At 47.6% G+C, this 25,775-nt stretch carries 21 protein-coding genes and 1 tRNA gene; 15 read left to right on the top strand and 7 right to left on the bottom strand.

Annotated features, from left to right (window positions below; all coding sequences use genetic code 11):
• Positions 1-19: 19 nt before the first annotated feature.
• Positions 20-2,176 carry a formate C-acetyltransferase gene (gene pflB / locus RWJ96_RS00595; protein WP_314018337.1) on the bottom strand — a complete coding sequence of 719 codons (2,157 nt, stop codon included), beginning with the start codon at positions 2,174-2,176 and terminating at the stop codon, positions 20-22.
• A 373-nt stretch (positions 2,177-2,549) separates the two neighbouring features.
• Between pflB and RWJ96_RS00590 the strand changes: the two genes are divergently transcribed.
• Positions 2,550-3,131 (top strand): 5-formyltetrahydrofolate cyclo-ligase, encoded by a 582-nt coding sequence (locus tag RWJ96_RS00590; RefSeq protein WP_314018336.1) that lies wholly within the window; start codon positions 2,550-2,552, stop codon positions 3,129-3,131.
• Positions 3,132-3,197: 66 nt separating this feature from the next.
• Here RWJ96_RS00590 and RWJ96_RS00585 read toward each other — a convergent pair whose 3' ends face one another.
• From RWJ96_RS00585 to aroA, 5 genes are all read right to left on the bottom strand, one after another.
• Complete coding sequence (locus tag RWJ96_RS00585) at positions 3,198-4,088, bottom strand: type II 3-dehydroquinate dehydratase (protein WP_314018334.1); 891 nt, start codon at positions 4,086-4,088, stop codon at positions 3,198-3,200.
• Between the two features lie 179 nt (positions 4,089-4,267).
• A complete protein-coding gene (locus RWJ96_RS00580; RefSeq protein WP_314018332.1) occupies positions 4,268-5,578 on the bottom strand; it encodes a shikimate kinase in 1,311 nt (436 codons plus the stop codon).
• On the bottom strand, positions 5,568-5,840 hold the full coding sequence (locus tag RWJ96_RS00575) for a chorismate mutase (RefSeq protein ID WP_314018330.1): 273 nt from the start codon (positions 5,838-5,840) through the stop codon (positions 5,568-5,570). The genes RWJ96_RS00580 and RWJ96_RS00575 overlap by 11 nt, the downstream gene beginning before the upstream one ends.
• Positions 5,833-6,975, bottom strand: coding sequence for a chorismate synthase (gene aroC / locus RWJ96_RS00570; RefSeq protein ID WP_314018329.1), 1,143 nt, complete (start codon positions 6,973-6,975; stop codon positions 5,833-5,835). The genes RWJ96_RS00575 and aroC overlap by 8 nt, the downstream gene beginning before the upstream one ends.
• Positions 6,976-8,256, bottom strand: a complete 1,281-nt coding sequence (gene aroA, locus RWJ96_RS00565) for a 3-phosphoshikimate 1-carboxyvinyltransferase (RefSeq protein ID WP_314018328.1) — start codon at positions 8,254-8,256, stop codon at positions 6,976-6,978. It abuts the gene before it with no gap.
• Between the two features lie 101 nt (positions 8,257-8,357).
• Between aroA and RWJ96_RS00560 the strand changes: the two genes are divergently transcribed.
• The gene (locus tag RWJ96_RS00560; protein WP_314007743.1) at positions 8,358-8,984 is read left to right on the top strand and encodes a bifunctional 4-hydroxy-2-oxoglutarate aldolase/2-dehydro-3-deoxy-phosphogluconate aldolase; all 627 of its coding nucleotides are present in this window, start codon (positions 8,358-8,360) and stop codon (positions 8,982-8,984) included.
• Here the strand turns inward: RWJ96_RS00560 and aroB are convergent.
• On the bottom strand, positions 8,981-10,060 hold the full coding sequence (aroB, locus tag RWJ96_RS00555) for a 3-dehydroquinate synthase (protein ID WP_314018327.1): 1,080 nt from the start codon (positions 10,058-10,060) through the stop codon (positions 8,981-8,983). The two genes, RWJ96_RS00560 and aroB, sit on opposite strands and share 4 nt — an antisense overlap.
• Positions 10,061-10,171: 111 nt before the next feature.
• On the opposite strand from aroB, the gene RWJ96_RS00550 reads away from it, so the two are divergent.
• From RWJ96_RS00550 to RWJ96_RS00490, 13 genes are all read left to right on the top strand, one after another.
• A tRNA-Arg gene (locus tag RWJ96_RS00550) sits at positions 10,172-10,248 on the top strand.
• Positions 10,249-10,288: 40 nt separating this feature from the next.
• Positions 10,289-12,733 (top strand): HAD-IC family P-type ATPase, encoded by a 2,445-nt coding sequence (locus RWJ96_RS00545; protein ID WP_314018325.1) that lies wholly within the window; start codon positions 10,289-10,291, stop codon positions 12,731-12,733.
• 33 nt (positions 12,734-12,766) lie between these two features.
• Positions 12,767-13,888 (top strand): zinc ribbon domain-containing protein, encoded by a 1,122-nt coding sequence (locus RWJ96_RS00540; protein WP_314018324.1) that lies wholly within the window; start codon positions 12,767-12,769, stop codon positions 13,886-13,888.
• Between the two features lie 137 nt (positions 13,889-14,025).
• A complete protein-coding gene (locus RWJ96_RS00535; RefSeq protein ID WP_314018323.1) occupies positions 14,026-14,565 on the top strand; it encodes a peptidylprolyl isomerase in 540 nt (179 codons plus the stop codon).
• Between the two features lie 31 nt (positions 14,566-14,596).
• Complete coding sequence (locus RWJ96_RS00530) at positions 14,597-16,000, top strand: tetratricopeptide repeat protein (RefSeq protein WP_314018322.1); 1,404 nt, start codon at positions 14,597-14,599, stop codon at positions 15,998-16,000.
• A 70-nt stretch (positions 16,001-16,070) separates the two neighbouring features.
• The gene (locus RWJ96_RS00525) at positions 16,071-17,114 is read left to right on the top strand and encodes a rod shape-determining protein (RefSeq protein ID WP_012808756.1); all 1,044 of its coding nucleotides are present in this window, start codon (positions 16,071-16,073) and stop codon (positions 17,112-17,114) included.
• 2 nt (positions 17,115-17,116) lie between these two features.
• On the top strand, positions 17,117-18,208 hold the full coding sequence (gene mreC / locus RWJ96_RS00520) for a rod shape-determining protein MreC (protein WP_314018321.1): 1,092 nt from the start codon (positions 17,117-17,119) through the stop codon (positions 18,206-18,208).
• A 9-nt stretch (positions 18,209-18,217) separates the two neighbouring features.
• Positions 18,218-18,778 (top strand): rod shape-determining protein MreD, encoded by a 561-nt coding sequence (mreD, locus tag RWJ96_RS00515; protein WP_314018320.1) that lies wholly within the window; start codon positions 18,218-18,220, stop codon positions 18,776-18,778.
• Positions 18,779-18,787: 9 nt separating this feature from the next.
• Positions 18,788-20,797, top strand: a complete 2,010-nt coding sequence (gene mrdA, locus RWJ96_RS00510; protein WP_314018319.1) for a penicillin-binding protein 2 — start codon at positions 18,788-18,790, stop codon at positions 20,795-20,797.
• A 15-nt stretch (positions 20,798-20,812) separates the two neighbouring features.
• On the top strand, positions 20,813-22,039 hold the full coding sequence (locus tag RWJ96_RS00505) for an FtsW/RodA/SpoVE family cell cycle protein (RefSeq protein WP_035427423.1): 1,227 nt from the start codon (positions 20,813-20,815) through the stop codon (positions 22,037-22,039).
• A gap of 3 nt (positions 22,040-22,042) precedes the next feature.
• Complete coding sequence (locus RWJ96_RS00500) at positions 22,043-23,035, top strand: hypothetical protein (protein ID WP_314018318.1); 993 nt, start codon at positions 22,043-22,045, stop codon at positions 23,033-23,035.
• A 13-nt stretch (positions 23,036-23,048) separates the two neighbouring features.
• The gene (locus tag RWJ96_RS00495) at positions 23,049-24,914 is read left to right on the top strand and encodes a TIGR03960 family B12-binding radical SAM protein (RefSeq protein WP_314018317.1); all 1,866 of its coding nucleotides are present in this window, start codon (positions 23,049-23,051) and stop codon (positions 24,912-24,914) included.
• Positions 24,911-25,732, top strand: coding sequence for a TIGR03936 family radical SAM-associated protein (locus RWJ96_RS00490; RefSeq protein ID WP_314018316.1), 822 nt, complete (start codon positions 24,911-24,913; stop codon positions 25,730-25,732). The genes RWJ96_RS00495 and RWJ96_RS00490 overlap by 4 nt, the downstream gene beginning before the upstream one ends.
• The last annotated feature ends 43 nt before the right edge of the window (positions 25,733-25,775 follow it).

The following is a 25,775-nucleotide window of genomic DNA, read 5'->3' as shown; positions in this document are numbered from 1 at the left end:
ATCTTCTCGCCAGGGCTTGTTATTTACGATCCTCAGCACCTTCAGCTGCGGATGGGTTTGCCTCACAGGCGCAATCAATCTTGTTCTCAATCTGAATATCAAGATTCATATCAGAGAAGTCGATGTGCTCAAGGTCAAGCTCACTGCCATGGAAGTAGACGTCAGAGCCCTTACCAAGAGCATTAGGAATGATTGAGAAGGTATTGGAAATACCGTCCTGTGCGTCGTTAAATGGAAGCTTAGCAACGGAGGCTAGAGACGCAACAGCACCGTGGGTATCGCGGTGGTGCATTGGGTTAGCGCCAGGAGCAAAAGGAACGCCCGCGCGGCGGCCGTCAGGGGTGTTGCCAGTAGCCTTACCATATACAACGTTTGAGGTAATGGTCAGGATAGAAGTTGTTGGAACAGAATCACGGTAGGTGTGGTTCTGACGAATCATGTTCATGAAAATCTCAACGATGTCATGAGCAATGGTGTCAACGCGGTCGTCATCATTACCATACTTAGGGAAGTCGCCCTCAGTGACGTAATCGGTAACAAGGCCGGTCTCATCGCGGACAACCCTTACCTTTGCATACTTGATTGCAGAGAGGGAGTCGGCAACAACAGAAAGGCCTGCGATGCCTGTTGCAAACCAACGGTGAACATGCTCATCGTGCAGAGCCATCTGGATGCGCTCGTAGCTGTACTTATCGTGCATGTAGTGGATTGCATTAAGAGCGTTGACATAAACGCCTGCAAGCCAGCGCATCATATCCAAGTACTTGGAGAAGACATCGTCGTAATCAAGGTACTCGCCTTCAACGGCACGGTACTTAGGACCAATCTGCTCGCCGGTCTTCTCGTCACGGCCGCCATTGATTGCGTAAAGCAGGCATTTAGCAAGGTTGGCACGAGCGCCAAAGAACTGCATCTCTTTACCAACGCGCATGGAGCTGACGCAGCAAGCAATTGCGTAGTCATCGCCATGATAGACACGCATAAGATCGTCGTTCTCGTACTGAATGGAGCTGGTGGTAATAGAGATTTTTGCACAGTAGCGCTTAAAGCCCTCTGGAAGCTTGGTAGACCACAGAACGGTCAGGTTAGGCTCTGGGCTGGTACCCATGTTCTCAAGGGTGTGGAGCCAGCGGAAGCTGGACTTGGTAACCATGGAGCGGCCATCAACGCCAATACCACCAATGGACTCAGTGACCCACTGAGGGTCTCCGGAGAAGAGCTCGTTGTACTCAGGAGTGCGAGCAAACTTGACCATGCGAAGCTTCATAACCAGGTGGTCAACAATCTCCTGAATCTCTGACTCAGTGAAGGTGCCACGAGCAAGATCGCGCTCTGCATAGATGTCCAGGAAGGTGGTGTTACGACCAATGGACATTGCAGCGCCATTCTGCTCTTTTACAGCTGCTAGGTAGCCCAGGTAGAGCCACTGAACAGCCTCTTTGAAGTTCTCTGCAGGACGGCTCAAATCAAAACCATAAATCTCGCCAAGCTGCTTAAGCTCTTTGAGAGCGCGAATCTGCTCGGAGAGCTCCTCGCGATGACGAATGGTCTTCTCGTCCATGATGGAACTGGTGCCGTTTTTCTGATTTGTCTTATCAGTGATAAGAGCGTCAACACCATAGAGAGCAACACGACGATAATCGCCGATGATGCGGCCACGGCCGTATGCGTCAGGCAGACCGGTAATGATATGGGAGTGACGGCATTTGCGCATGTCCTCGGTGTAGACATCAAAAACACCAGCGTTGTGAGTCTTGCGACGATAGGTGTAGAAGTCAACAATCTCTGGGTCAACTTCATAACCGTAGGCCTTGCATGCAGCCATTGCCATACGAACGCCGCCGTCTACCATCAGAGCGCGCTTGAGGGGTTTGTCAGTCTGGAGACCAACAATCTGCTCAAGTGGTTTGTCAATGTAGCCAGCCTCGTGGGAGGTGATAGTGGAAACCTTTTTGGTGTCCATATCAAGTACGCCACCGTTTGCGGTCTCTTGTGCAAAGAGATCCATAACATCCGCCCAAAGCTTTGTAGTAGCCTCAGTTGGACCAGCGAGGAAGGAATCATCACCGTCATAAGGGGTGTAATTCTTCTGAATGAAGTCTCGGACATCAACAGCTCTTTGCCAGTTGCCACCGACAAAGCCGTTCCAAGCCTCCTGTGCTGGTGTTTCCTGCATAACACACTCCTTTTTACACGGACAATGTATATATCCGCGTTCATGCTGAGCGTGTTGAGTGGAGCATGGCCGCTCAGCAGTTTACAAATAGCAATCTTGAGACTAATTTTGACAGCAGGTATGTCTTTGGACAAATGACGTCAAATATTAGTTGCGACCTCTAACTTTACTCAATATGTAGTGCTAGACAAGTGACAAATACGCAATATTTTGACAAGTTAGAAACGGTTTACATTTGCGCAGGTCAGGAATTTGCTAAAAAGAAAGCTATATAAAAATTGTTGAGAATTAGTCACATTTATTGCGACAGGTGTCTGTTTCTTCTCCAAATGTCCACAAAAATGTTGTTATTCTTAGCTAGAGGGGAGGCTTTATGGATACTGCGGCATTAGAAAAACAACGTTTGCGAGAAGAACGTCTAGCAGCAAGAGAAGCTCTTTCTGAGCAAGAGAGGTCCGTGCTTGATGATCGCATTACTCAGAAACTTCTTGCAACCTCTGAATATGTAGAAGCAACTACTGTTTTAACGTATGTTTCTGTTTCATCTGAAGTTTCTACCAGGATGATTATTGAGAGCGCTCTACGCGATGGGAAAACGGTGGCGGTACCTCGTTGTCTACCTGGACATTGTTTAGAGTTCGTAGCTATTACTTCTTTAGATCAACTTATTGCTGCTCCTTTTGGTCTACTTGAACCGCCAAAAGAATTACCGGCTTTAACAGAAGAGCAGATGGACGCTTCAATCTGCATTGTTCCAGCGCTTCTTGTTGATACAAAGGGGTATCGCTTGGGTTATGGTGCTGGTTTTTATGATCGGTTCTTGTCTACGTACCCTGGCAAGAAAATTTGTCTTGCTTACCAGCAAAATTTGAGCCAGACGATGCTTCCTCATACAGCATCTGATGTTGCCGTAGATGTGGTGATAACCGAGTCAGATGTACTTACGTGTTCATAAAAAACCTGCTGCAATTTAGCATTACAGCAGGTTTGTGTTTCTCGCCAAATGGCTATAAGCAATTGGTTATGCTTCATCTTTGAGATGAACCGCCATCAGTTGGATTGCTTCTCTATAGCTGTCAATTCCTTTACCAGCAACTGTAGCAAAGCATGCGTCTTTTATATAAGAAATGTGTCTAAAGTCTTCTCTGGTAGAGATGTCAGTAAGATGCACCTCAATCATAGGAATTTGCACCGCAAGTGCCGCGTCGAGCAGAGCAACTGAGGTGTGCGTATAGGCGGCAGGATTGATAATAATGCCATCGTAGCTGCCCAGCGCGTCCTGGATCGCATCAACTAGATCACCCTCATGGTTTGATTGATAACACACACAATCAGAGAAACCTTGAGAGAGGGCTTCTTCCTTACAAGTCTCTATAAGAGTTTTGTAGTCAGCTTTTCCATAAACCTCTGGCTCACGAATGCCCAGCATGTTGATGTTTGGGCCGTTGATTATGAGTAGGCGAGGAGCGTCGAGGTCATCCTCATAGTTGTCTTCAAAGTCTTCTGCGTCTAAGTCAGAGGCAAGGCTGTCAAAGTCTTCTTCGTCTTGATCAAGGGTATTTTTTTGAGTAAGCAAAGAGATTAGCTCATCCACCTCTTCGTTGTGATGAGTGGGAAGATCTACTCGCTTCTCATCTAACGAACAAAAAGTCTTTTCTGGCTCACCCAAAATGTGACTAAGGGCATCGTTTACTTGACACACAAGATTGGGGCCAAAGACTACCTCAAGTCCGTTGGCACCTTTTCCTACAATACCAAGAACACCAGTGGCTGTGGCCAGCTGTTCATGGTCTATAAGCGTCATATCGTTGATAGAAAGACGAAGTCGTGTCATGCACACTTCGTTGTGAGTTAAGTTTTTTGAGCCGCCTATTGCATTAAGAATCTCGTGAGCAATAGCATTGCTGTCCATCGGATATCTCCCCAAATACGACCAAATATCAAACACTTAACTGTTTGATTGGACGTAGCATCCTTGAAGTTTTTGAATACAAACCTACGAGGATTAAGTATAGGGGCTTCAACGTGCCAAAATAACACACCTCTTGTCCGTCCGGTGAACGGTTGAAAAATAACTGTAAACGTTTTCTGTTATTTAAATGCCGTGGCGAGAAGGCCTTTGGCATCAGCTTCTGGACTGCCAAGACAAGAAAAAGTTACGTCTGCCCATGCTTCATAGAGAGGTAGTCGCTTTGCAGCAAGCTCTTGTATGCCAATGCTTTGTGAGAGTGGTCTTCCCGCAAGAGCCAATTGATCAAGGGGACGAGTCAGATAGACAAACTTTCCGTTTTGACGAAGAAGTTGGTAGTTTGAAGGGGTGACAACTACGCCGCCTCCGCAAGAGATTACTGCACCGCTCATGCCAGAAATCTCTTGAATTACTTCATGCTCTAGACGTCTAAAAGCTGCTTCTCCGTGTGTTTGTAGGTAGGCTGCCGCGTCACAATGAGCTTTTTGTTTGATGAGAAGGTCTGTGTCTATCCAGAGACGATTCAGAAGCTTTGCTAGAGCTTCTCCCGTAGAGGTTTTTCCTACACCAGGCATGCCAATAAGCACAATGTTTTCTTTTGAAGCATGGAGGCCACGAGAGATATTTTCTATCTGAGCGTCTGATGCTTCTTGGCTTAAAAAGAGTGAGCTGGCCTTGACCGCTTGAGCCACCAGCATTTTTAAACCGTTTGCGTTTTGCAGCCCCAGACTTTCTGCATCTAAAAGAAGCTGAGAGCGTAGCGGATTATAGATAAGATCAATCACGCATTGCAGGGACGTAAATGAAGCTAGTTCCTCTTTGGCAAGAGGGGAGATGCCAGCGTGAGGAGACATTCCTACTGGCGTTGCATTGACAAGAAGATCAGCGTCATAGTGGGATTGAAGCCGGTCATACGTAATTGCGCAGTCAACAAATGAAGAGCTTACTTGAGGGTTTCTGGAGACTCCCACAATATACGAGCCACTTTTTTTAAGTGCATAGCAAACTGCCTGGCCAGCACCACCAAAGGCTCCCAAAACTATTGCCTTCTTTTGGTTCAAGCTGACCTTGAGACTTTTAACTAGATACTCAAAGCCATACACATCTGTATTGTCTGCTGCTATGAGTCCACTTGCATCTTTTACCAGCGTATTTGCCGCTCCAATAGCTTGAGCATCCTCAGAAACTGAGTCCGCAAGAGCGCAGGCATTCTTTTTGTAAGGGATGGTAACGTTCAAACCATGCCAAGATTGGTTTTTGAGGAAGTCTTTTAGCTCCGAAGCAGAAAGCTCATGAAGCTGGTAGGGAAACGACCCTAACTTTTCATGAATTTCTGCCGACCAGCTATGAGAGAGTTTCTCGCCAATAAGCCCAAAAGGAGCAAAGGGAGCTGTAGGGTTACTTGAGGCTTGTTGCTCAGTTTTAGAGCTCATGAGATGACTCCTGAACTGCTTTTGCAGCCTTCATCAAAACCTCAAGTAACTCTAAAGCATACGGTGTAAGTTCTGGTGAAACAGAGATTTTAACCTGCTCTTTTTTAGCATCTTCTCGTGAGGAATCTAGAACAGAGAGTCCATGTTCTTTTTTGTAAGCACCAATCTGTTTGGCAACTGCAAGTCTTTGCTCAAACAGGTCAAAGATCTGTGCATCAATCGAATCTATTTCCTGGCGTAGTGTCTCTAACTGATTAGTCATTGTGATATCCGTTCTGCTCGGAGGGCCAGGAATACAAAGTATCGAGAAGAGCTAGGGCAAACGCGCTTTCAATGCAGGGAACGGCGCGTAAAACTGCAGTTACATCATGTCTGCCTTGAACCACAAGCTGCTCTGGTTCCATAGTCTGAAGATTAACTGAATGTTGTGGAAGCCCAATGCTCGAGATAGGTTTTAGTGCGCATTTAAACCAGATAGGAGCTCCAGTTGAAATGCCGCCCAGAATGCCTCCAGCATGATTGGTGGTTGGTACTACGAAGCCGTTACGCACTTCGTAGGCATCGTTATTCTCAGAGCCAAGTAAATTGGCAACATCCATACCGCTACCAAATTCTATGGCTTTAACAGCAGGAACACCAAAAACTGCAGCGGAGATAGTATTTTCAAGCCCATGGAAATGAGGGCATCCAATACCTGCAGGAACGCCCGTTGCCACGCATTCTATGATGCCGCCAACGGTATTTTTCTCAGAGCGCAATTCAGTGAGGAGTACACGGGTTTTCTCGCCAGCTTGAGCATCAAGGAAAGGAAGCTCTTGAGGATCAGCTTGTAGCAGTTGACCCATTTGGAGAGCAAGCTGTTTATTGGCCTCAAGAGAGTTGTCTACAAGCTCAAGGGGAGTATCGTTGATGTCCTTTATTTTGAGAACATGAGCCGCAATGGAGATACCTTGAGCACGTAAAATCTGGAGCGCTATGCCTCCTGCAATGCAAAGAGGGGCTGTTAGGCGAGCAGAAAAATGTCCTCCACCCGTTTGTTTGTAGGAGTCCCCCCATTTTGCCCAGGCAGAAAAATCAGCATGTCCTGGTCGTGGGACAAGCTTTGTAGCTGCGTAATCTTGTGGTCGAACGTTTGTGTTAGGCAGCTCCACTGTGAGTGGGGAGCCATCTAGGATGCCCTCTGCTGAAATTCCGGAGATAAACTGCGGGTCGTCAGTCTCTTTACGCGGGGTATCCCAAGGATGCGATGGAGATCTTCTTTGAAGGAATGTTTTGAGGGCTGCTAAGTCAACCACAAAACCAGCAGGTAGGCCTTCAATGGTGCAGCCGATTTTTGGAGCATGGGATTCGCCAAAAATAGACACTTTTACTGTTGTTCCAAAAGTTGAGGTCATCATTTATGACTCCATACTGTGGCAGACGCCACCAAGCTGCTTAAAGTGCTCAAAGAAAAGCGGATACGACTTATTGATTGCTTCGGCGCGGGTGATGACAACAGGACCCGTTGCATACGAAGCCAAAATAGTTGCCATCATCACAATGCGATGATCATTGCACGAGTCTACAATGCAGCTAGCGGGCTGTTTTCCTCCGGTGATGACCAGCGCTGTTTGATCTTCAGAAAGGGCTGCGTCCACACCAAATGCTCTCAGAGTGCTGCAGATGCTTTGGACGCGGTCGGACTCTTTAAGGCGTAAGCGTTGAATATCGGTAAGCTTGCTAGTCCCAGGAATAAACGCAGATAGTGCAGCAAGTACGGGAGCAAGGTCACACACTTCGGATACAGAAATAGTAAACGGACGCAGGTGATCCATCATACATGCTGCGCCTTTTTGCTGGCGAGAAACTCGAGCACCCACAAGCGATAACGCAGCCAAGATAGCTCTGTCTCCCTGGACACTTTGCATCGAGAGTCCTGTGACCTCTATGCCTTGACCGATGGCGCCTGCAGCAAGCCACGGAGCGGCGTTTGACCAATCTCCCTCAATTGAATAAACGCCTGGACAAACGTAGTGTTGCGGTTCAATGGTATAGGTGGTACTTGAGGCGTCAAACGTGGTGGTAATGCCAAAATCTTGCATGACTTGTTCGGTTATAGCCAAATAGTCTTTTGACTGGATAAGTCCTGTAATCTGAATAGTCGAAGAGCTGCTCAACAAAGGTAAAGACAGCAAAAGTCCAGAAATAAATTGAGAAGAAATATCTCCTGGTAGCTCAAACGAACCACTCGTAAGCTGACCTGAAACCTCAAGGAACTTCTCGCCCTGCCAGGTAAAAGACATGCCATGAGCAGAAAGCTCTGATATAAGCGGATCAAGAGGTCGTGAGAAGAGTCTTCCTTCTGCAGAAATTGTGGCGTTTATGTTCAGCGCGCCCAGAAGGGGGAGTAAAAACCTGAGCGTGGTGCCAGATTCTTTACAGTTGAGCTTTACACTTTGGGGACGATTCTGACCCTTTGCAGGAACAACTCTAAATCCCTGTTTGGTTCTAGCAATGGTTGTACCCAAAGCTTTAAGACAATCAACGGTTACTTGAATGTCCTCTGAGATGTAAGGACAGGTAATGTTAGTAATACCGTTTGCAAATGAAGCGCAGATAAGCGCGCGATGAGCGCATGATTTGGACGGGATTGCCTCTACCGTTCCAAATAAATCATGAGGAGTTATTGAAACATCCATACTGTGTACGCTCCGTATCTACTTGCTTGATGTAAGAATACCGCAGTTGAGTGTCAGAGAAGGATATGGTTAAAATGTTTGAAGATTAAAGGAGGAAACAAGTGAATAAGCCTTTTAGTGCTGTAACTCAGGTTTTACGTGGTTATACATACAATCAGGTTAAAGCTGTAGTTGAGGTTCTTGTTGATTCTCCTGTACACAACGTTGAAGTAACTATGAACACGCCAGAAGCTGCTGTGTTGATTCAGAAACTATCAAGTGAATATGGTTCTGATATCAATATTGGCGCTGGTACGGTGCTTACTTTTGAAGATTTGCGGACAGCCCATAAAGCGGGCGCTACGTTTGTTTTAGCACCAACGCTGCTCACTGAAGAGATGTTTGACTACTGCAAAGAGCATGAGATCTTGAGCGTTCCGGGAGCGTTTACGCCAACAGAGATTGCTCATGCATTTGCCCTTGGTGCTGACATTGTCAAAGTATTCCCAGCAAATGAGGTTAGCTATGGGTATGCTAAGAAGGTATGTGAGCCTCTAGGAAACTTGCCTCTTATGGCAGTTGGCGGCGTTACAACAGACAATATTGCTGAAGTATTTGCTGGTGGATACTCCTATGTAGGAACTGCTAATGGCATCTTCAACAAAAATGACATCTTAGCTGAAGATAAAACCGCTCTAAAACAGTCAGTACGCAAGCTTGCAGAAGAGCTAGAGCGTCTAGGACGTTAGTCTTCTTTTGCCAACTCAATAAGTTGTTTAAGCTCTGCAAATGACTTGCGTTCAATGCGTACATCACCAATACCGTAGATAAGTGCCACATCAATAGAATCCGCATGGCTTTTCTTGTCATGAAGTGCAGCAGAATAAAGCTCTTCTACATCAAATGACGTGCTGGTAGGAAGCTCATAAGCTTGTGAGAGCATGGTGATGCTCTCTGCGTCTTCAACAGAACAAAGACCAAGCTTGGAACAGGCTTTTGCCATCATGGCCATTCCAGCAGCAACACAGGAACCGTGTCCAAGCTCAAAGTTGCTAAGCGTCTCAATAGCATGGCCAAGTGTATGCCCAAGGTTGAGCAGTTTTCTTGATCCTGCTTCTTTGAAGTCTGCTTCAACAACCGATTTCTTTATTTCAATGCACGCTTGAATAAGCTCTTGTCTACACGATACATCGATGACCTGCACGGGGTTTCTCGCCAAAGAGATTTTATTGAAGAGCTCATATCCCGAAAGTACACCGTATTTAATGAGCTCTCCGCAGCTATCCTGCAAAAGTGGTGCAGGGATAGAATTCAGCAGCTCAAGGTCAACAATAACGGCCTTGGGGTTATAGAAGGCTCCAACCAGATTTTTTCCAAACGGCAGGTCAATGGCCGTCTTTCCGCCAATCGAGGAATCAATCATTGCCAAAAGCGAGGTGGGAACGTGGATGAGCGCGCAGCCGCGCATGTAGGTAGCTGCAGCAAATCCCGCAAGATCGCCAATAACGCCTCCGCCAAACGCCACGACAATGTCTTCTCGCGTAAAACGGTTTTCTGCAAGGACGCTTACCAGCTTTTGATATGACTCAAAAGATTTTGCATGCTCACCTGTGGGAACTTCGGCAGTTGTGACAGAAAAGCCAGCTGACTCTAACGAGGCGAGAAGTTCTGCGCCAAAGAGCTTGTTTAAATCTGGATGAGTGACTACAAGAATCTTTGAACCCGAGGTGCAGGAATGAATAAGGTTGCCGGCCTGCGCAAGCAGGTGATGTCCTACATGAATTTGATATGAGTCGGATGTTAGGTCAACAGAAATAGTATTCATGAGCTCCTCATTTGCTGGTTGTATTCATTTTAGCATGGGAAAATACCAGAAGAAAATTACGCAAACCGTTACAAAAGGCAGTAAGTAGGCTGGGGTATACTTATGCACCATGACTCCGTAGCTCAGTGGATTAGAGCGTTTGCCTCCGGAGCAAAAGGTCGTGGGTTCGAAACCCACCGGGGTCACCACGTGCAAAAAACCGGCCATCACTGACTGGAGATTGTTTATATGTCATTGCAAGATACTGCAGGTAAGAGCAGCAAACGTTTTGAAGAAACGTATGAAGGTCTGACGTCAAAAGAAGTTGCAGAGAGAGTATCTGCGGGTAAAGTCAATACTAATACAGACGTCAAAACCAAATCTATTGCTCAGATTATTGCAGAGCACAGCTTTACGCTCTTTAACATAGTTAATGTTTTGATGGCGCTGCTTGTTGTTGTAACGGGACAGTACAGAAATGCACTGTTCATGAGCGTAGTTCTTGCAAACTTGGTCATTGGTATTGTGCAAGAGATTCGTGCAAAACGCATGGTTGACCGCCTGTCTCTTATGACAGCTCAGAGTGTTTGTGTAATTCGTGACGGAAAAGATACCTTTATCAAACCAGACGAGCTTGTCATCGATGATCTTGTGCGCTTGAAGACGGGCGATCAAATTCCTGCTGACAGTATTCTTGTGTCAGAGCACGTAAGCGTTGACGAAAGCCTTCTAACTGGTGAGGCAGAGCCCGTGCAAAAGACCACGGGAGACGAGCTTCTTTCTGGTAGTTTTGTCGAGAGGGGCAGTCTTGTTGGTAGGGTATGCCGTGTAGGCCAGGAAGGTTATGCTGCGCGTATTAACGCAGAAGCTAAGTTTGTAAAAGAGATCAATTCAGAGATTCTTACCACCATTAAGTCGATTATTCGCGCAGGTTCCATTGCATTGATTCCGCTGGGTATAGGTCTTTTTGTTCGCACCTATTTCATAGGTAACGCCGATTTAAATGAAGCGCTTCTTTCGATGATTGCTGCCGTTATTGGCATGATTCCTCAAGGACTCGTTCTTCTCACCAGCTCGGTTCTTGCTATTGCAACCATTAGACTTGGCCAGAAAAATGTTTTGGTTCAGCAGCAATACTGCATTGAAACGCTGGCACGCGTAGATACCCTTTGTTTGGACAAGACGGGCACTATCACCACGGGAAACATGGAAGTTGCTCGTGTTTTGGATGCTTCGTTTACGCCAATTACTGAGGCTGCGGGTGCTTTGCAAGCAGCTGTAAACGTTGTCGGCGCAAACAAAGATGACGCTAACGATACAGCTACGGCAATCCTTGCGTACGCATCCAAGCAGGGGATTCAAAGCAAACGTCCTTCTCGCGTTGTGGCGTTTTCTTCCAAGAGAAAGTACTCCGGCTGCGTCACTGAGGACGGACAGGCATTTGTTATCGGTGCAGCTCAGTTTGTGCTTGGTCCCGAGGCGGCAGACGTTATCGCATCGTCCGATGCATTTGCGTCCATTGAACGCGTGCTGGTTGCCTGTACCGTTGATGGATTTGACCAGAATGATACTTTCCAGGGAACTCCTCAGCTCCTAGGTTACGTAGTGCTTAGGGATCAGATTAGAGAGACCGCTCCACAAACCATTGCATACTTCCTCGACCAAGGCGTTGACCTGCGCGTTATTTCGGGCGATGACCCTCGTACCGTCTCGGCTATTGCTGAGCGAGCGGGTGTCCCTCATGCCAACGGCTGGGTAGATGCAACTACGCTACACACAGAGGCAGATATTGCTGCAGCTGTTGAGAAGTACCACGTATTTGGTCGCGTTACGCCAGAACAGAAGCGCGAGCTTGTTATTGCACTCCAGAATCATGGTCACACCGTTGCCATGACCGGCGACGGCGTCAATGATATCTTGGCGCTGAGGCAGTCGGACTGTTCTATTTCTGTTGCTTCTGGTTCTGCTGCAGCTAGAAACGTTGCAGAGATTGTTCTGGCAGATAACGACTTTGCGCACATGCCAGAAGTTGTTGCCGAAGGTAGGCGCTCTATCAATAACCTTCAGCGATCTGCTGCGCTCATTCTCGTAAAGACGGTTTATACTGCGGCTTTAGCGCTCTATTGCATTATTGCGCCACCATACCCCTTTATTCCTGTTCAGATGTCGCTGCTTTCATTTGCAACCGTTGGCCTGCCATCGTTTGTGTTGGCGCTTGAGCCAAATCACGATCGCGTAAAGGGCAACTTCCTGGTCAACATTTTGCGCAAGTCACTACCTGCTTCTATTGCAGTAACTATCACGCTTGCGCTTCTTATGACCGCAGGTCATCTGTTTAAGTTGAACCTGTCTCAGGTGTCTACGATGGCGCTTATCACCACCGCAACAGTTAGTTTTGCGCTGCTTAGAAGGATTTCTTTGCCGCTCACCAAGCTCCGCGTTGCGCTTCTTGTTGTATGCATTGCCATTGTGGTTGGCGGATGCACGGTAGCGCAGGACTTCTTCCGTATTGCACCTCTCACCCCACGCATCTTGCCGTACTTGGCAATTTGTTTGGTGATTTCCGTTATTATCTTCAACAGAATTTCCGAGCGTTACATTCACAACTATACAAAGGATCGATTCTTTGACCTGGTTGTGAGATTAATGGGAGGAAAGTCAACTTATAGCTCTTCTGCTGATATAAACGATTAAACTGAAGCACAAGCAAAGAGTTGTGGAGGGTGTATGCGTTGTCCAAACTGTGGATCTGAGGTCGATGAAGGGGCTTTAACCTGCCCTCATTGTCAGATTGATCTAAGTTTGACTCAAAGGATTCCTGTTACTCAAGCTGAGTGGTGCCCTCATTGTGGCGCCTTAGTTGGCGCTGCTGCAGAAAGCTGCCCCAAGTGTGGCCTTCCTTTGCCACAGGCAGTGCCTGCTTCTCGTCCAGCTCGAGCCATCAGGCCCACACGTAACATCAAGCTTCCAGAGATTGATACCGCTTCAGCACCTGGCGAGAAGACCGATCCGCTCGTAGACGCAGAGTATGATGCATCCTCTTCTGTCGCAGCAGATTCTACTGTTTTGCAACAAATGCCAGCCGACAACGCTGACCCAGACACTACCAGCGCGTTTGCCTCGGTAAGTCGCAGGCCAGCTCCTCGCTTTGAGTCTGCAATCCCTTCCGAGCCTTCAAAAGAGAACCTCCCTGAAGCTGAAGGAATCCCTCGTACGCGCGTTATTCTGCTCTCAGCACTTCTTGTTACCTCGCTGGTAGTGGCTGCAATCTTTGTCATCACGCACCCGTGGGACCCTCAGGCAACCGACAATCGCGCAAAGGTTGAAGCGCCAGTCTCATCTACTCCTACCACCACTCCTGTTGCTCACCTTACGGGTCAAGATACCAGTGCAACTCAGCAAAATACAAGTTCGGATGCTGTTTTTGACGCACTTGATAGTGATTATCAGAAGCTTGGAGACCTCTCAAAGCGTCTTGATGATAACGAGAAGACCTTTGATCAGCTTTCCATTACTGGCTCTGATCAGGAGCGCGCTGATGCTCAACAGGAAGCAGAGCAGATTTCGCTGGATATTAGTAACGTCATCTCTGACCTATCTAGTCTTGATGACTCCAACGGAAACTATCGTCAGACTATTGAAAATCTCACCAAACTGGGTAACTGGCTTCGTAATCGCTCCGATGCTTTGAGTGAGGGATGGAAGCGCTCAGTTGCTTCTAACAATCCTTCTCAGGACAAAGACAACATCTTGGCGCCAGTTGATAACATCAGAGACTCCAGCGGCTCCAGCTCATACCAGAAACTTTTTGATGAAAATTACGTGAATTGGAAGCCACAAAAGCAGTAAATCTCTACCGTTCAGCTGCTTTAATTTCAAAAATCTCATCATACTGGTAAAATAATTAGGTTAGAAAAGAAGTTCTTTATTACTAAGGGTTTCTCGCGTTTTTTCTTCTCTTAGATGTAAAGAAGCTTGGAGGAATTATGTTTGGACTTGATCCATTGTATACACCAGCGCGCCAGGTTACTGGTACTGAGGTCGCCGTCTTAGATACCAACAAGGGAATCATTAAGGTTCAGCTTGACGGTAAGGGCGCACCTATTCATGTGGCAAACTTCTGCGAGCTTGCAGAGTCTGGCTTCTATGACGATACCAAGTTCCACCGTCTTGTTCCTGGCTTTGTTCTTCAGGGCGGAGACCCAAACACTCGCGAGATGAGTGTTGAGGATGTTGTCTTTGGAAACCCTGGTCCTGACGGAATTCCTGGTACTGGTGGTCCTGGTTATCGCATCAAAGAGGAGTTCAGCACAAATCCTAACAACTCCCACGTTGACGGTGCCCTTGCTATGGCTCGTTCTCAAGATCCAAACTCCGCAGGTTCTCAGTTCTATTTCTGTCTTGGTCCACAGCATGGCTTGGATTCTGGATACACCGTATTTGGCACAACTATCGAGGGAATGGATGTCATTTCCCAGTTAAAGGTTGGCGATATCGTCAATTCCATTAGAATTGAAAACGCTTAAAGCCAAGTCGCACAGACTCTTGGAGGATATTGTGAATCATCAGGCATTTGAGTTAGGTAAATCTGCATATGATCAGGGCGACTGGTTTGTAGCTATCAGTCAGTTTGATGTGGTTAAAGAGCCAGGCGAGGTAAACGGTCAGATTGACCACCTTCTTGGAAACGCTTATATGAAGCTTGGACAGTTTGATTCCGCAGCTTCTGCTTACAAGTCCGCTCTTGCTGACGCTTCCTACGGCAAGGTTGGCGCTCTCTCTACTAATCAGGGTCGCGCTCTTCTGGCTGCTGGTAGGGTACAGGAGGCTATTGCTGCCCTTACTAACGCTGTCCAGGACGCCTCTTACGCAACTCCTTATAAGGCACAGCTTGCTCTTGGTTCTGCATACGAGAAGATCGGTGATATTCGCAACGCCGGCATTGCTTACAGAAACGCTGCAGTTGACGAGAAGAACCCTAATCCTTCATCAGCACTTTGCAGCCTAGGCGCATGCTTCATGGGTCTGAACAGGCCTGTTGATGCTGTTGAGGCATATCGTACCGCTCTTGATTTTGCTAATCCTCTGGATAATTCCAATAAGATTTATGCAGATCTTGGTCTTGCATACGTTGCAGCAAATCGCATGTCTGAGGCAGTTGACGCTTTTACTCACGCAACCGCAGATGGCAGCTTTGTCCTGTCTAATCAGCAGCAGTCTGCTTTTGATGCTGCTCGTAAGGCTATTACTGCAATGGCTTCTGGCAAGCCATCTGAGACTGATGCCTTCCTTCAGGCAGCTGGCTATGGTGCCTATGATCCACTTGATCCTACAGGTATGTCCGGCGAGCTCATCCCTTCTGCAGAAGACACTGGCTTCTTCCAGATTACTGAGCAGGAGATTATTGAGCAGGATAAGAAGGACAAGAAGATTAGGCGTAAGCATCGCCATACCGGTCTTAAGGTCTTCATCACTATTCTTATTTTGCTTATCTTGGCTGTTGGTGGCGCTGGTTATGCTTACTATCGTGGCTATGGATGGCCAACCCAGCAGTCTGTTGTTCAGGATATTTTCAACGCTAAGGCACAGGGCACCGATATTGGTCGCTATGTCTCTAGTTCTGTCTCTAGTACAACGCTTCAGCAGATTTCCAACAGCCTGCCAACAAGTTCCACTGTTACCATCAACGGTGTTGACCAGAGCATGACTCACTCTACAGTTAATGCTTCTGTCAGTCTTTCTAATGGCGGCAACGTTGACTACACCATTGAGCTTGTCCGTGATGGTATTGGCTGGAAGGTTGCAAGCGTTACCACTTCGTACGTAAGCCAGAATAACCAGAACTCCGGCACAACTTCTGGTACTAACGGCTCTAATTCGGGAACTACCTCTGGAACTAATGGATCTAACTCCTCAAATTCCTCTAATAGTTCCTCCAGCTCTTCAAAGTCTGGTAACTAGTACTAAACTGTTTTAACCGTTCTTTCTGCAGGATAATTACGCACATGCGTAGCACGTTTGATTGGATATCATGTCTATCTTCGATTCGCTCTTCGGAGAATATGGCGGAGACCTAGCCATCGATTTGGGAACTGCAAACACCCTTGTTGCAGTTCGTGGTCAGGGTATTGTCATCAATGAGCCATCGGTTGTTGCAATCGATAAAAGTGAGAGCCGCGTTTTGGCCGTTGGCGCTGATGCAAAGCGCATGATCGGTCGTACTCCTGGCTCCATCATTGCTGAGCGCCCTCTTAAAGACGGCGTCATTGCAGACTTTGATGTTACTGAGGTCATGCTTCGTTACTTCATCGAGAAGGCACGTGAGCGTAAATATCCTTGGTCACCACGTCCACGTGTAGTTGTTTGCGTTCCTTCTGGCGTTACATCTGTCGAGAAACGCGCTGTTTTTGAGGCAACTATTCAGGCAGGTGCCCGTCAGGCATTCTTGATTGAAGAGCCTATGGCAGCAGCTATTGGCGCAGACCTTCCAATTGAGGATCCTACAGGTTCCATGGTTGTAGACATCGGTGGCGGTACTACTGAGGTCGCCGTTATTTCCATGGGCGGCATTGTTGTCTCGCAGTCCATCAGAACTGCAGGTGACGAGTTTGACCAGACTATTCTTGAGCATGTTCGTGATGCGTATAACCTCTCTATTGGTGAGCGCACCGCAGAAGATATCAAGATCAAAGTTGGCTCAGCTGCTCCTCTTGCAGAAGAGCTTGACGTTGAGGTAAATGGTCGTGACGTCATGAGCGGTCTTCCAAAGACAGTTCGTATTGAATCAGAAGAGATTCGTCGTGCCCTTGATCGTCCTCTTGATGAGGTTACCAAGGCTGTTAAAGATGCGCTTGATGTAACTCCACCAGATCTTGCTTCTGACCTTATGTACTACGGTATTTTGCTTACTGGTGGTGGCGGAATGCTTCGTGGTCTTGACCAGAGACTTCGTGAAGAGACTGGCGTGCCTGTTAACGTAAGCCCAACCGCTCTAGAAAATGTTGTTACCGGTTGTGCAAAGGTTCTTGAGGCTAACGCGTTGTCCGGTGGATTTGTTCAGAGTGCAGGCCAATAAATATGCCATTGTCTAATCAGATCCAGGGCGCTTCATCAGGCCTTGGATCTAACAATAATAAGCATACGGGCGGCCGTAGTTTTATTATTCTTTCGCTGCTTTCAATTGTGTTATTGACGGTTAGCGCTCGTATGGGTGCAGGGGGACCGCTCGAGATGGTTCGAGGCGGCTTCTCTACTATTACCATGCCTTTTAGAATGGCAGGTTCTGCTATTGCTATGCCTTTCCAGGGCATTGGTAACATTTTTAGTAACTTAACAGCAGACCAGCAAACGCTTTCTGACCTTAAGGCAGAAAACGAGCAACTGCGCTCAAGAAACGCAGAGCTCGAAGAGACAAACCAGTCTACGCAGCGCCTGCAGGGTCTTCTCGACCTTAAAAATACTTATAACCTGCAGTCTACAGGCGCTCGTGTCATCTCTGGCTCTACTGACTCGTTCAATAACACCATTGTGATTGACAAGGGAACTTCGTCGGGACTGGCTGTTGGCATGCCAGTTGTTGATAGCGGCGGCGTTATTGGCCAGATTATTGAGTGCGGTCCTACAACTTCTACTGTTCGTCTTATTACTGACGAGAAGAGCGGTGTGGCTGCAATGGTCCAAAGCAGCCGAGCTCAGGGCATGCTTATGGGTTCCGCTTCAAGGCAGATTACCCTTAACCTGATCAACACCAACCAGAAGGTTGCTGTAGGCGATACGGTAGTTACCAGTGGTCTTGGTGGCGTGTTCCCTAAGGGCCTTCCTTTGGGTAAGGTTACCAGTGTCGAAGCAGCGCCAGGATCGCTTTATTACACCATTGTTATTGAGCCTTTTGGAAATGTCAGTACTAACGAAGAGGTAATGGTTATCACGTCTCTTTCTGAGGAGCAAAAGGCTACCGCAGATGATATTGCAGAGGCAGATAAGCAAAATACTCCAACAGCAACTAATTCTGACAGTAAGGATAAAGACTCCAAAGACGGATCTTCGGGATCTTCTTCAAGCAACTCTTCTGGCAGTGGTTCTACAAACAGCACAACAAATTCCCAGCAGAATGCAACAGTTGCTGCTCCAACGGGTAATACACAACATAACAGCGGAAGAACAGATTAAGGGGGATGTATGCAGGTTTCTGATAGAAATAAAAACACACGCAGCATCACCATTCTTGCTGTTGTTTGCTTCATTCTGCAAATTATGCTTACACCACAGGTTTCTTTTGGTGGGGGAGTTATCAATTTTGCACTGATTTTCTCGGCAGCTATTGCCCTAAGGTATGGTGGCAAAACTGGCGTAGTAAGCGGCTTTATTGCAGGTCTAATCTATGATCTGACTTCTGCCAATCCCATTGGCCTCATGGCACTCTTACTTGTGGTGAGCTCTTATTTCATGGGCCAAGAGGTTAGAGACAGAATTTCAGGCAATTTTGGTACCTCTATGGGTTTTGTGGCGCTTCAGACCTTTGGCGTTACCTTTATGTATCAGCTTATTAACTCTTTGATTGGCTCTGGTGGCAACTTCTTTGAGGGGCTGCTGTTTAAGTCTTTCCCTACCATGTTGTTCACTATTTTGGCTGCTCTGCCTGTTTTCTATGTGCTTTCGCATTCCCAAAGATCTCACTCTTCTTTGGGTGGAACAACGCTCTATCGCGGATCTCACCGAGCTCCACAGCGCCTTAAATAAGGGGATAGTATGAATTTCACCCTTGTTATCCTTGCTTGTTGCGCTGTCGCAGCAATTGGTTTGATCATCATATACCTAACCTTTGGTAGAAAAGACTCGCCATTTACCTTTGATATTGGTGGTGGCGCGCCTAAGGCTTCTGGCGGTTCTGATGGCTCTGCCGAGAAGACCCTCTCGTCCAGACTTATCGGTTTTGCAATTGCCGTCGGTGGTATGTTTGCCGTGCTTATTGGTCGTCTTTGGACTATGCAGCTCTTATCGTCAGCTGACTATACTGAGCAAGCAGAGCGTAACCGTACGCGCACCGTTACCACCGCAGCACCTCGTGGCCGTATTCTGGACAGAAACGGCGTGGAGATTGTTACCAACAGGCCAAGTCCAACGGTAGTAGCTCGAGCAGATGTTGCAGAAGACTACGTTAAACTGCAGATTCTTGCCAACCTTTTGGGCATGCCCATGCTGGCGGTACGCAGAAAAATTATGGATACTTCCGATGGCGCTCAGGCGCTTCGCACTGTTTCGGTAGACGTATCCAGGCGCGTAGTTGCCTACATTTACGCTCACGGCGCTTTGCTAGACGGCGTTTCAATTGAGGAACGTACGCAGCGCGCCTATCCAAACGGTTCCCTTGCAGCTCATGTTGTTGGCTATACCGGCACCGTTACGCAAGAGCAGCTTGAAAGCAGTAAAACTGCAGATGGCGGCTTTGTGTATGCCCACGGCGATATCGTGGGTCAAACGGGTGTTGAGTATCAGTACGAGTCTGCACTTCAGGGCGTTCGTGGAGAGCAGACGGTGTACGTTGACGCTGCAGGTAACGTATTGTCGCACTCAACGTCCATTGCTCCCCAGAGTGGCTCAGACGTTGTCTTAACCATTGACGCTAACATTCAAAAAGCTGCAGAAGCATCGCTTGTCAGTGTTATCAATACGGTTAGGTCCCAAGACTTCCAGGGCCGTAGTGCAAGCGTGGTTGCGCTTGATTGTACTAACGGTGAAGTTATTGCTATGGCAAGCTATCCAACGTATTCTCCTTCAATGTTTGTTGGTGGTATTGCCAGCTCTGACTGGGATACGCTTTCTTCTGAAGAGGCAAACTACCCGCTGATGAACCGCGCTATTGCTGGCCAGTATCCATCTGGTTCTACCATCAAGGCGCTTACTACCTTTGCTGGACTTAAGTACGGCATTTGTGATGGAAACTCCAGCTGGTATTGCACAGGTTTTTGGACAGGATTTGGCGAGCAGTACGGCATGCACTGTTGGCTTCTTTCTGGTCATGGCACCGTTAATCTGATTACCGGTATTACCAACTCTTGCGACATTGTTTTTTATGAGATTGGTAAGGGCTTCTTCTATAACAACGATCATCCAGAGGGCATGCAAGAGACATTCCGTGCCTTTGGACTTGGTGCGCTTTCTGGTATTGACCTTCCAGAAGAGGCATCTGGCCGCGTTCCTGATGCAGAGTGGAAGTGGAATTACTTTACCAGCTCGCCTGATGATGCTCGTAAGTGGCAGGGTGGCGACAACTGTAACCTTGCAATTGGACAGGGCGATCTTTTGGTAACCTGCCTTCAGATGGCAAATGCGTATTGTGGCATTGCAAATCGAGGTCCAATTTATAAACCACATGTTTTGAAGAGTATTAACGCCAGAAATGGCAATGGCTCTGTTATTGAGTATAAAAACGAGGTCATTCTGACGCCAGAAGAAAAAGATGAGCACCGAGACATTGTTGCTCGCGGCCTGTATGGCGTTGTCTACGAGGAGTCAGCTACTCAGACTATCCACTGGACTAATCTGGATGTTACTGTTTGTGGTAAGACGGGTACTGCTGAGCAGCAGTCTATTGGCGAGCCCGTTGGTTGGTTTGTTGGCTATGCACCTGCAGATAAGCCTCAGTATGTTATTGCTGCAAACCTTGATTGTGCACCTGCTGGTGCTAGCTCTGGTATGTATATTGTTCGAGACGTCTTTGGCGCAATTTATAATCAGCCAGACAATGTTGGTAGGTAAGGAGGCGAGAAACCCATGGCACTTGATTCATCTGCAGTTACAAAACAGAGAATGAACTCACCTTTTAGGAGACGTGGAGGTATTCCTTCAGGCGGTCTTGCCAAGAAAGAGAAGCTTACTGGTAAGAATATCTTGAGTAATCTCTATCTAGCACAGCTTGTTCCCGCGGCACTTCTCGTCCTCATCGGTATTGTGGTTATCTGGACCGCATCGATGAACATTGCCGAAGCTAGTTTTCCTAGGCACCTTCTGGGTATTGGTTTGGGCCTTGTTTTTGCCACACTTATGTGGCGCTATGACTACAGAGCACTTTCAAATATGACAAATGTACTGCTTGTCGGCGTAGTTGTGTTGATGATTTTGCCTAAGATTCCAGGCTTTGGCGTTTCGGTTAAGGGTATGACTGGTTGGGTTAATATCCCACTTGTTGGCTTTAGATTTCAGCCGTCTGAGCTGGGAAAGATTGTCACAATCTTCCTTATGGCTTCGGTGTGTGCTCAGTATAACGGTAAGGTAGAAACGCTCAGAGACTATGTAAAGCTTTGTGGAACATTGATGGTTCCATTCGGCTCCATTATGCTTTTGCCTGACCTGGGAACTGGCCTGATTATTTTGGTTATCGGAGCCACCATCATCATTTGCTCTGGTGCAAAACGTTCTTGGATTCTTGTGACCGTTCTTTTGCTCATTGCTGTTGTTGCTCTTGTTGTTGTGACTTCTATGATTCCTGGTATTCCTCACATTCTTAAGGAGTACCAGATGAAGCGTCTTACCGTCTTCTTGGATCCTTCCGTTGATCCGTCGGGAGACGGCTATAACCTCCAACAGGCAAAGATTGCCGTAGGTTCTGGTGGCTTTATTGGAAAAGGACCAGGTAACGCTACGCAGGCAAGTGGACGATTCTTACCAGAGGCACACACAGACTTTGTTTTTGCACTCTTCTCGGAAGAGTTTGGCTTCCTTGGTGCATTCGTTATGCTTTCACTTTTTGCATGGATGATTTTTGCAACCATTCTGTTTGCCATGAAGACCGAGAATACCTTCTCTAAGCTGGTACTTGTTGGTTGTGCAGCCATGTGGTCGTTCCAGGTTTTACAGAATGTTGGCATGTGTATTGGTATCATGCCTATTACCGGTATTCCATTGCCTTTTATCAGCTTTGGATCAACATCGATGATTGCCCAGCTCGTTTCTGTAGGAATCGTCCAGTCTGTTTACAGACATAGAACAAAGGCGGCATAAGCCATGGCAAAAAGAAACAGCTTGGGCAAACTTGCCACCTCTGTATTACAAGAATTCCGCGGGTCGCTTTCATCTCTAGAGCCAACTTATACGCATATCTACGTTGATTCCCTTGCTTCTGAAGAGGTAATCCTGGCTGTACATTCGTATTTTATGCCAGAGAGAACAGATGCAACGGTGCGCGTCTCTAAGCTTGCCGACGGTGTTTCGTTTGTTTCTGGAGGCATTGGTCGCACGGGAAAGAATGCTGCTATTCCTGATATGGCGGTGATTATTCCTACGCCAACATCACAGTACGAGGACGCCCTTACCATGTTGGTAAGTCATTCAATTCCTTGTGCGGTGGTTGTAGAGTCTGCAGTTGAAGCACAACAAATTGCTGATACGCTCTACAACACGGGGCTTATTAGCATTGTTGCGGGTACCACTGAAGAAGTGCTCTTTGATCGACTCTCTTCATGGATTGCAACGTCAACAGAAAAATCAGTCTCTTTTGCGGCAGCGTATCCTCTTTGTAGAACTCAAGTGGTCAAACAGATAACTGCTGCTTGCGCTAAAGAAAATGCTGCTATTGGTGCTGTGGCGATTGTTCCTGGCTCTGATATGCCGCTGATGACAGCGCGCCAGATTAGGCTGGCACTTGATATTACTGCCGCCTATAACATCAATATGAGTGTTGAAACCATCGCCGAACTTCTCGGCGTTGTGGGCGCGGGCTTTGGATACCGTACGGTTGCACGCACGGTCGCAGGCACAGTTCCAGGATTTGGCTGGGCGCTTAAGGCTGGCATGGGATACGCAGGAACTCACACTACTGCTCGCGTCATTCACGCGTACGCTCGCAAAATTGCCGAGAAACGCGATGGGGTAGCAGCTGATTCTTCTACCAAAACCGGCACTTCGAGTGCTTCTACAGGCGCAAGCGCAACAGCAGATACAAATTCACAATCAAATACCGTGGAGATAGCAACCATACAGTCCCTCGCCAAAAGATAGAAAGTAGACTATCGTGCGTGTTAAACGAGAAAATCTCTTCCATCTCATTGAGCCCATGCTTCCACATGTCGAGAAACCCTCAAGGTACTTGAATCATGAGTGGGGAGCCGTAGAGGAGCAAGAAGGCCCTTTTCACGTTTGCATGGTCTATGCTGATGTGTACGAGGTTGGTCAGCCTAATCTTGGTATTGCCATTTTGTACAACGCTCTCAATAAGGCACCTCATATTTCTTGTGAGCGAGCCTATCTGCCATGGACTGATATGGCAGCGCTTATGCGTAAACGTAACGTGCCTCTGCTTTCTTTGGAGGGCGCTGCACCCCTAGCGTCTTTTGATGTGGTTGGCTTTACGCTTGCACATGAAATGATTGCTACCAACATTATAGAAACGCTTGATTTAGCAGGCATTCCAAAGCTTTCCGAAGAACGTGATGATGAGGATCCACTTATTTTTGGTGGCGGTCCTTCTGTTTGGAACTCAGAGCCAGTGGCCCCGCTCTTAGATGCAATTCTATTAGGCGACGGCGAAGAAGCGCTGGTAGAGATGTGCGAGTGCGTGAGAACTTCCAAGCTTGAAGGAGTTTCTCGCCAAGAGATTTTGCAGAGGTTGTCTGAGATACAAGGTGTCTACGTGCCGTCCCTTTATCAGATTGTGCACGACAATACCTCAACACGCTGGGGATATGCGGTTCCTAAAGAGGGAAGTAGTGCACCAAGCGTGGTTTATAAACGTTGCCTGCCAGATCTTTCAGTAACAGACCCTGTTGCGCAGCGCATTGTTCCGTATACCGAGATTGTTCAGGACAGGCTGGCTCTAGAGATTCAGCGTGGCTGTGCTCGCGGCTGTAGGTTCTGTCAGGCTGGTATGACGTATCGTCCTGTTCGCGAGCGTCCAGCTCAGCAGATTGTGAAAGCAGGCGAGGAAGGCCTTTTGAAGAGCGGCTATGATGAGGTTTCGCTCACGTCGCTCTCTACAACGGATCACTCTCAGTGCGGCTACATTTTGCGCCGTATGAACTCTGATTTGCGTAAGCGCGGCGTGCGAATCTCCATTCCTTCCCAGCGTATGGACGCGTTTGGCGCGGAGATGGCAGACGCCGTTTCTACTTCAAGGCGTGGCGGACTGACGTTTGCTCCAGAAGCAGGTTCTCAGCGCATGCGTGACGTCATCAACAAAAATGTCACTGAGGATGATCTTGAATCGGCAGCTAGAAATGCGTTTGAAAACGGCTGGCGCCGCATGAAGCTCTACTTTATGATGGGCCTTCCAACAGAAACCGATGAAGACATTCAAGCCATTCCCGCAGTTGCAAAACGTATTTTAGATATCGGTCGAGAAATTGGCGGCAAGGGCGTTACGGTTTCTGCTTCTGTTGCCGTATTTGTGCCCAAGTCCTACACGCCATTCCAGTGGGTTGGCCAGATTTCTCGTGAGGAAGCCCAGCGTAGACAGCAGTTGCTCTTGTCGTCAAATCACGATAGGGGACTCAAGATTGCCTACCACGATTCTGGAACGTCCTTGGTAGAAGGTGCGCTTTCAAAGATGGGCCGCGACGGTTTTGATTTGATTTACCGGGCTTGGAAAAATGGTTGTAAGTTTGATGCATGGACCAGCGAATTTAACCTTGATGCTTGGAATACAGCTGCAGAAAGTCTGGGTTTCTCGCTCTCTGATATTGCAACAGAAACCTTTGATATCCAGGCAAAACTTCCGTGGGACCATACGTCTCCTGGCGTCTCCAAGGGCTATTTACAGCGAGAATATCGTCGAGCACTGGATGAAGTTACTACACCTGACTGCACGTTTACCTCTTGTACGGGATGTGCGGTATGCCAAACCTTGAAAGTTGACAACGTTTTGATGGGGGTGCGCTCATGACGGATACGCAGATAGAGAGCGTAGCTCCTGAGGTGGTTGAACCGGCGAAGAAAGACTGGCGCGCTGGTAGGCCGCAGATTCAGCCAGAGATTATGACGGAGCGTGGAGCAGAGATTTTTAGACTTCGCGTGGCTTACAAGAAAGATGACCGCCTTGCGTTTCTGGGACATCTTGAGCTTATTGGTACCATTGAGCGCTGTGTTCGCCGAGCTCAGCTGCCATTTAGGGTAGGTAACGGCTTTGCAAAACGCATGGGCGTGCAGTTCTCTCAGGCGCTTCCCGTTGGCGCTTCGTCTGAGGCGGAGTACTTTGACTTGAAGCTCACAGAATACGTGGACCCGGATGAAGCGTTAGAGAGGTTGTTGTCGGCTACGCCTCCCGCGCTTGCTCCGTTTGCTGCCAGCTACGTTGATCGGTCGCTGCCAGCGCTTGAAGCATGGTTGAATGCCGCTCATTGGAGATGTGACATTTTGGGAGAAGGTCTTAGGTCAGACGCGTTGCGTTGGGGGTTTGAGGATCTTCTCGCCAAAAAAGAGCTGACATACATGCGTGGAGACAAACAAAAAGTGGTCAATTTAGAGACAACGTTTGCGGGTTATAAGATTTCTGAGAGCTCATCTGAAACGTGCATTTCATTTGAGCTTGATACGCTCCAAGACCCTCGAGCGGCGCTTAGACCTGCAGTTTTGATTTACGAGGCTCAAAGAATTGCAGCTCAGGCTGGAGTAGATGGCTTACAAGGTATTGACTCGTTGAAGGTATGTCGCGTCTCGCAAGCACATCTTTCAGAAAATGGACTCCTTGTGAAGCCTCTATAACATGTAGTTTTGTCTTGGAATTTTCTGAAATATGCAGTAGACT

The sequence above is a fragment of the Lancefieldella parvula genome, from assembly GCF_963547875.1.
Classification (GTDB): Bacteria; Actinomycetota; Coriobacteriia; order Coriobacteriales; family Atopobiaceae; genus Lancefieldella; species Lancefieldella parvula_D.
This window is presented reverse-complemented; position numbering and strand designations above follow the sequence as displayed.

What these genes read in the sequence shown, in the direction of transcription:
- mreD (WP_314018320.1), top strand. Translation starts at nt 18,218, where the DNA reads ATGCAGGTTTCTGATAGAAATAAAAACACACGCAGCATCACCATTCTT.
- RWJ96_RS00585 (WP_314018334.1), bottom strand. Translation starts at nt 4,088, where the DNA reads ATGGACAGCAATGCTATTGCTCACGAGATTCTTAATGCAATAGGCGGC.
- RWJ96_RS00490 (WP_314018316.1), top strand. Translation starts at nt 24,911, where the DNA reads ATGACGGATACGCAGATAGAGAGCGTAGCTCCTGAGGTGGTTGAACCG.
- pflB (WP_314018337.1), bottom strand. Translation starts at nt 2,176, where the DNA reads ATGCAGGAAACACCAGCACAGGAGGCTTGGAACGGCTTTGTCGGTGGC.
- RWJ96_RS00535 (WP_314018323.1), top strand. Translation starts at nt 14,026, where the DNA reads ATGTTTGGACTTGATCCATTGTATACACCAGCGCGCCAGGTTACTGGT.
- mrdA (WP_314018319.1), top strand. Translation starts at nt 18,788, where the DNA reads ATGAATTTCACCCTTGTTATCCTTGCTTGTTGCGCTGTCGCAGCAATT.
- RWJ96_RS00545 (WP_314018325.1), top strand. Translation starts at nt 10,289, where the DNA reads ATGTCATTGCAAGATACTGCAGGTAAGAGCAGCAAACGTTTTGAAGAA.
- aroC (WP_314018329.1), bottom strand. Translation starts at nt 6,975, where the DNA reads ATGATGACCTCAACTTTTGGAACAACAGTAAAAGTGTCTATTTTTGGC.
- RWJ96_RS00500 (WP_314018318.1), top strand. Translation starts at nt 22,043, where the DNA reads ATGGCAAAAAGAAACAGCTTGGGCAAACTTGCCACCTCTGTATTACAA.
- aroB (WP_314018327.1), bottom strand. Translation starts at nt 10,060, where the DNA reads ATGAATACTATTTCTGTTGACCTAACATCCGACTCATATCAAATTCAT.
- RWJ96_RS00505 (WP_035427423.1), top strand. Translation starts at nt 20,813, where the DNA reads ATGGCACTTGATTCATCTGCAGTTACAAAACAGAGAATGAACTCACCT.
- RWJ96_RS00540 (WP_314018324.1), top strand. Translation starts at nt 12,767, where the DNA reads ATGCGTTGTCCAAACTGTGGATCTGAGGTCGATGAAGGGGCTTTAACC.
- RWJ96_RS00580 (WP_314018332.1), bottom strand. Translation starts at nt 5,578, where the DNA reads ATGAGCTCTAAAACTGAGCAACAAGCCTCAAGTAACCCTACAGCTCCC.
- aroA (WP_314018328.1), bottom strand. Translation starts at nt 8,256, where the DNA reads ATGGATGTTTCAATAACTCCTCATGATTTATTTGGAACGGTAGAGGCA.
- mreC (WP_314018321.1), top strand. Translation starts at nt 17,117, where the DNA reads ATGCCATTGTCTAATCAGATCCAGGGCGCTTCATCAGGCCTTGGATCT.
- RWJ96_RS00590 (WP_314018336.1), top strand. Translation starts at nt 2,550, where the DNA reads ATGGATACTGCGGCATTAGAAAAACAACGTTTGCGAGAAGAACGTCTA.
- RWJ96_RS00575 (WP_314018330.1), bottom strand. Translation starts at nt 5,840, where the DNA reads ATGACTAATCAGTTAGAGACACTACGCCAGGAAATAGATTCGATTGAT.
- RWJ96_RS00525 (WP_012808756.1), top strand. Translation starts at nt 16,071, where the DNA reads ATGTCTATCTTCGATTCGCTCTTCGGAGAATATGGCGGAGACCTAGCC.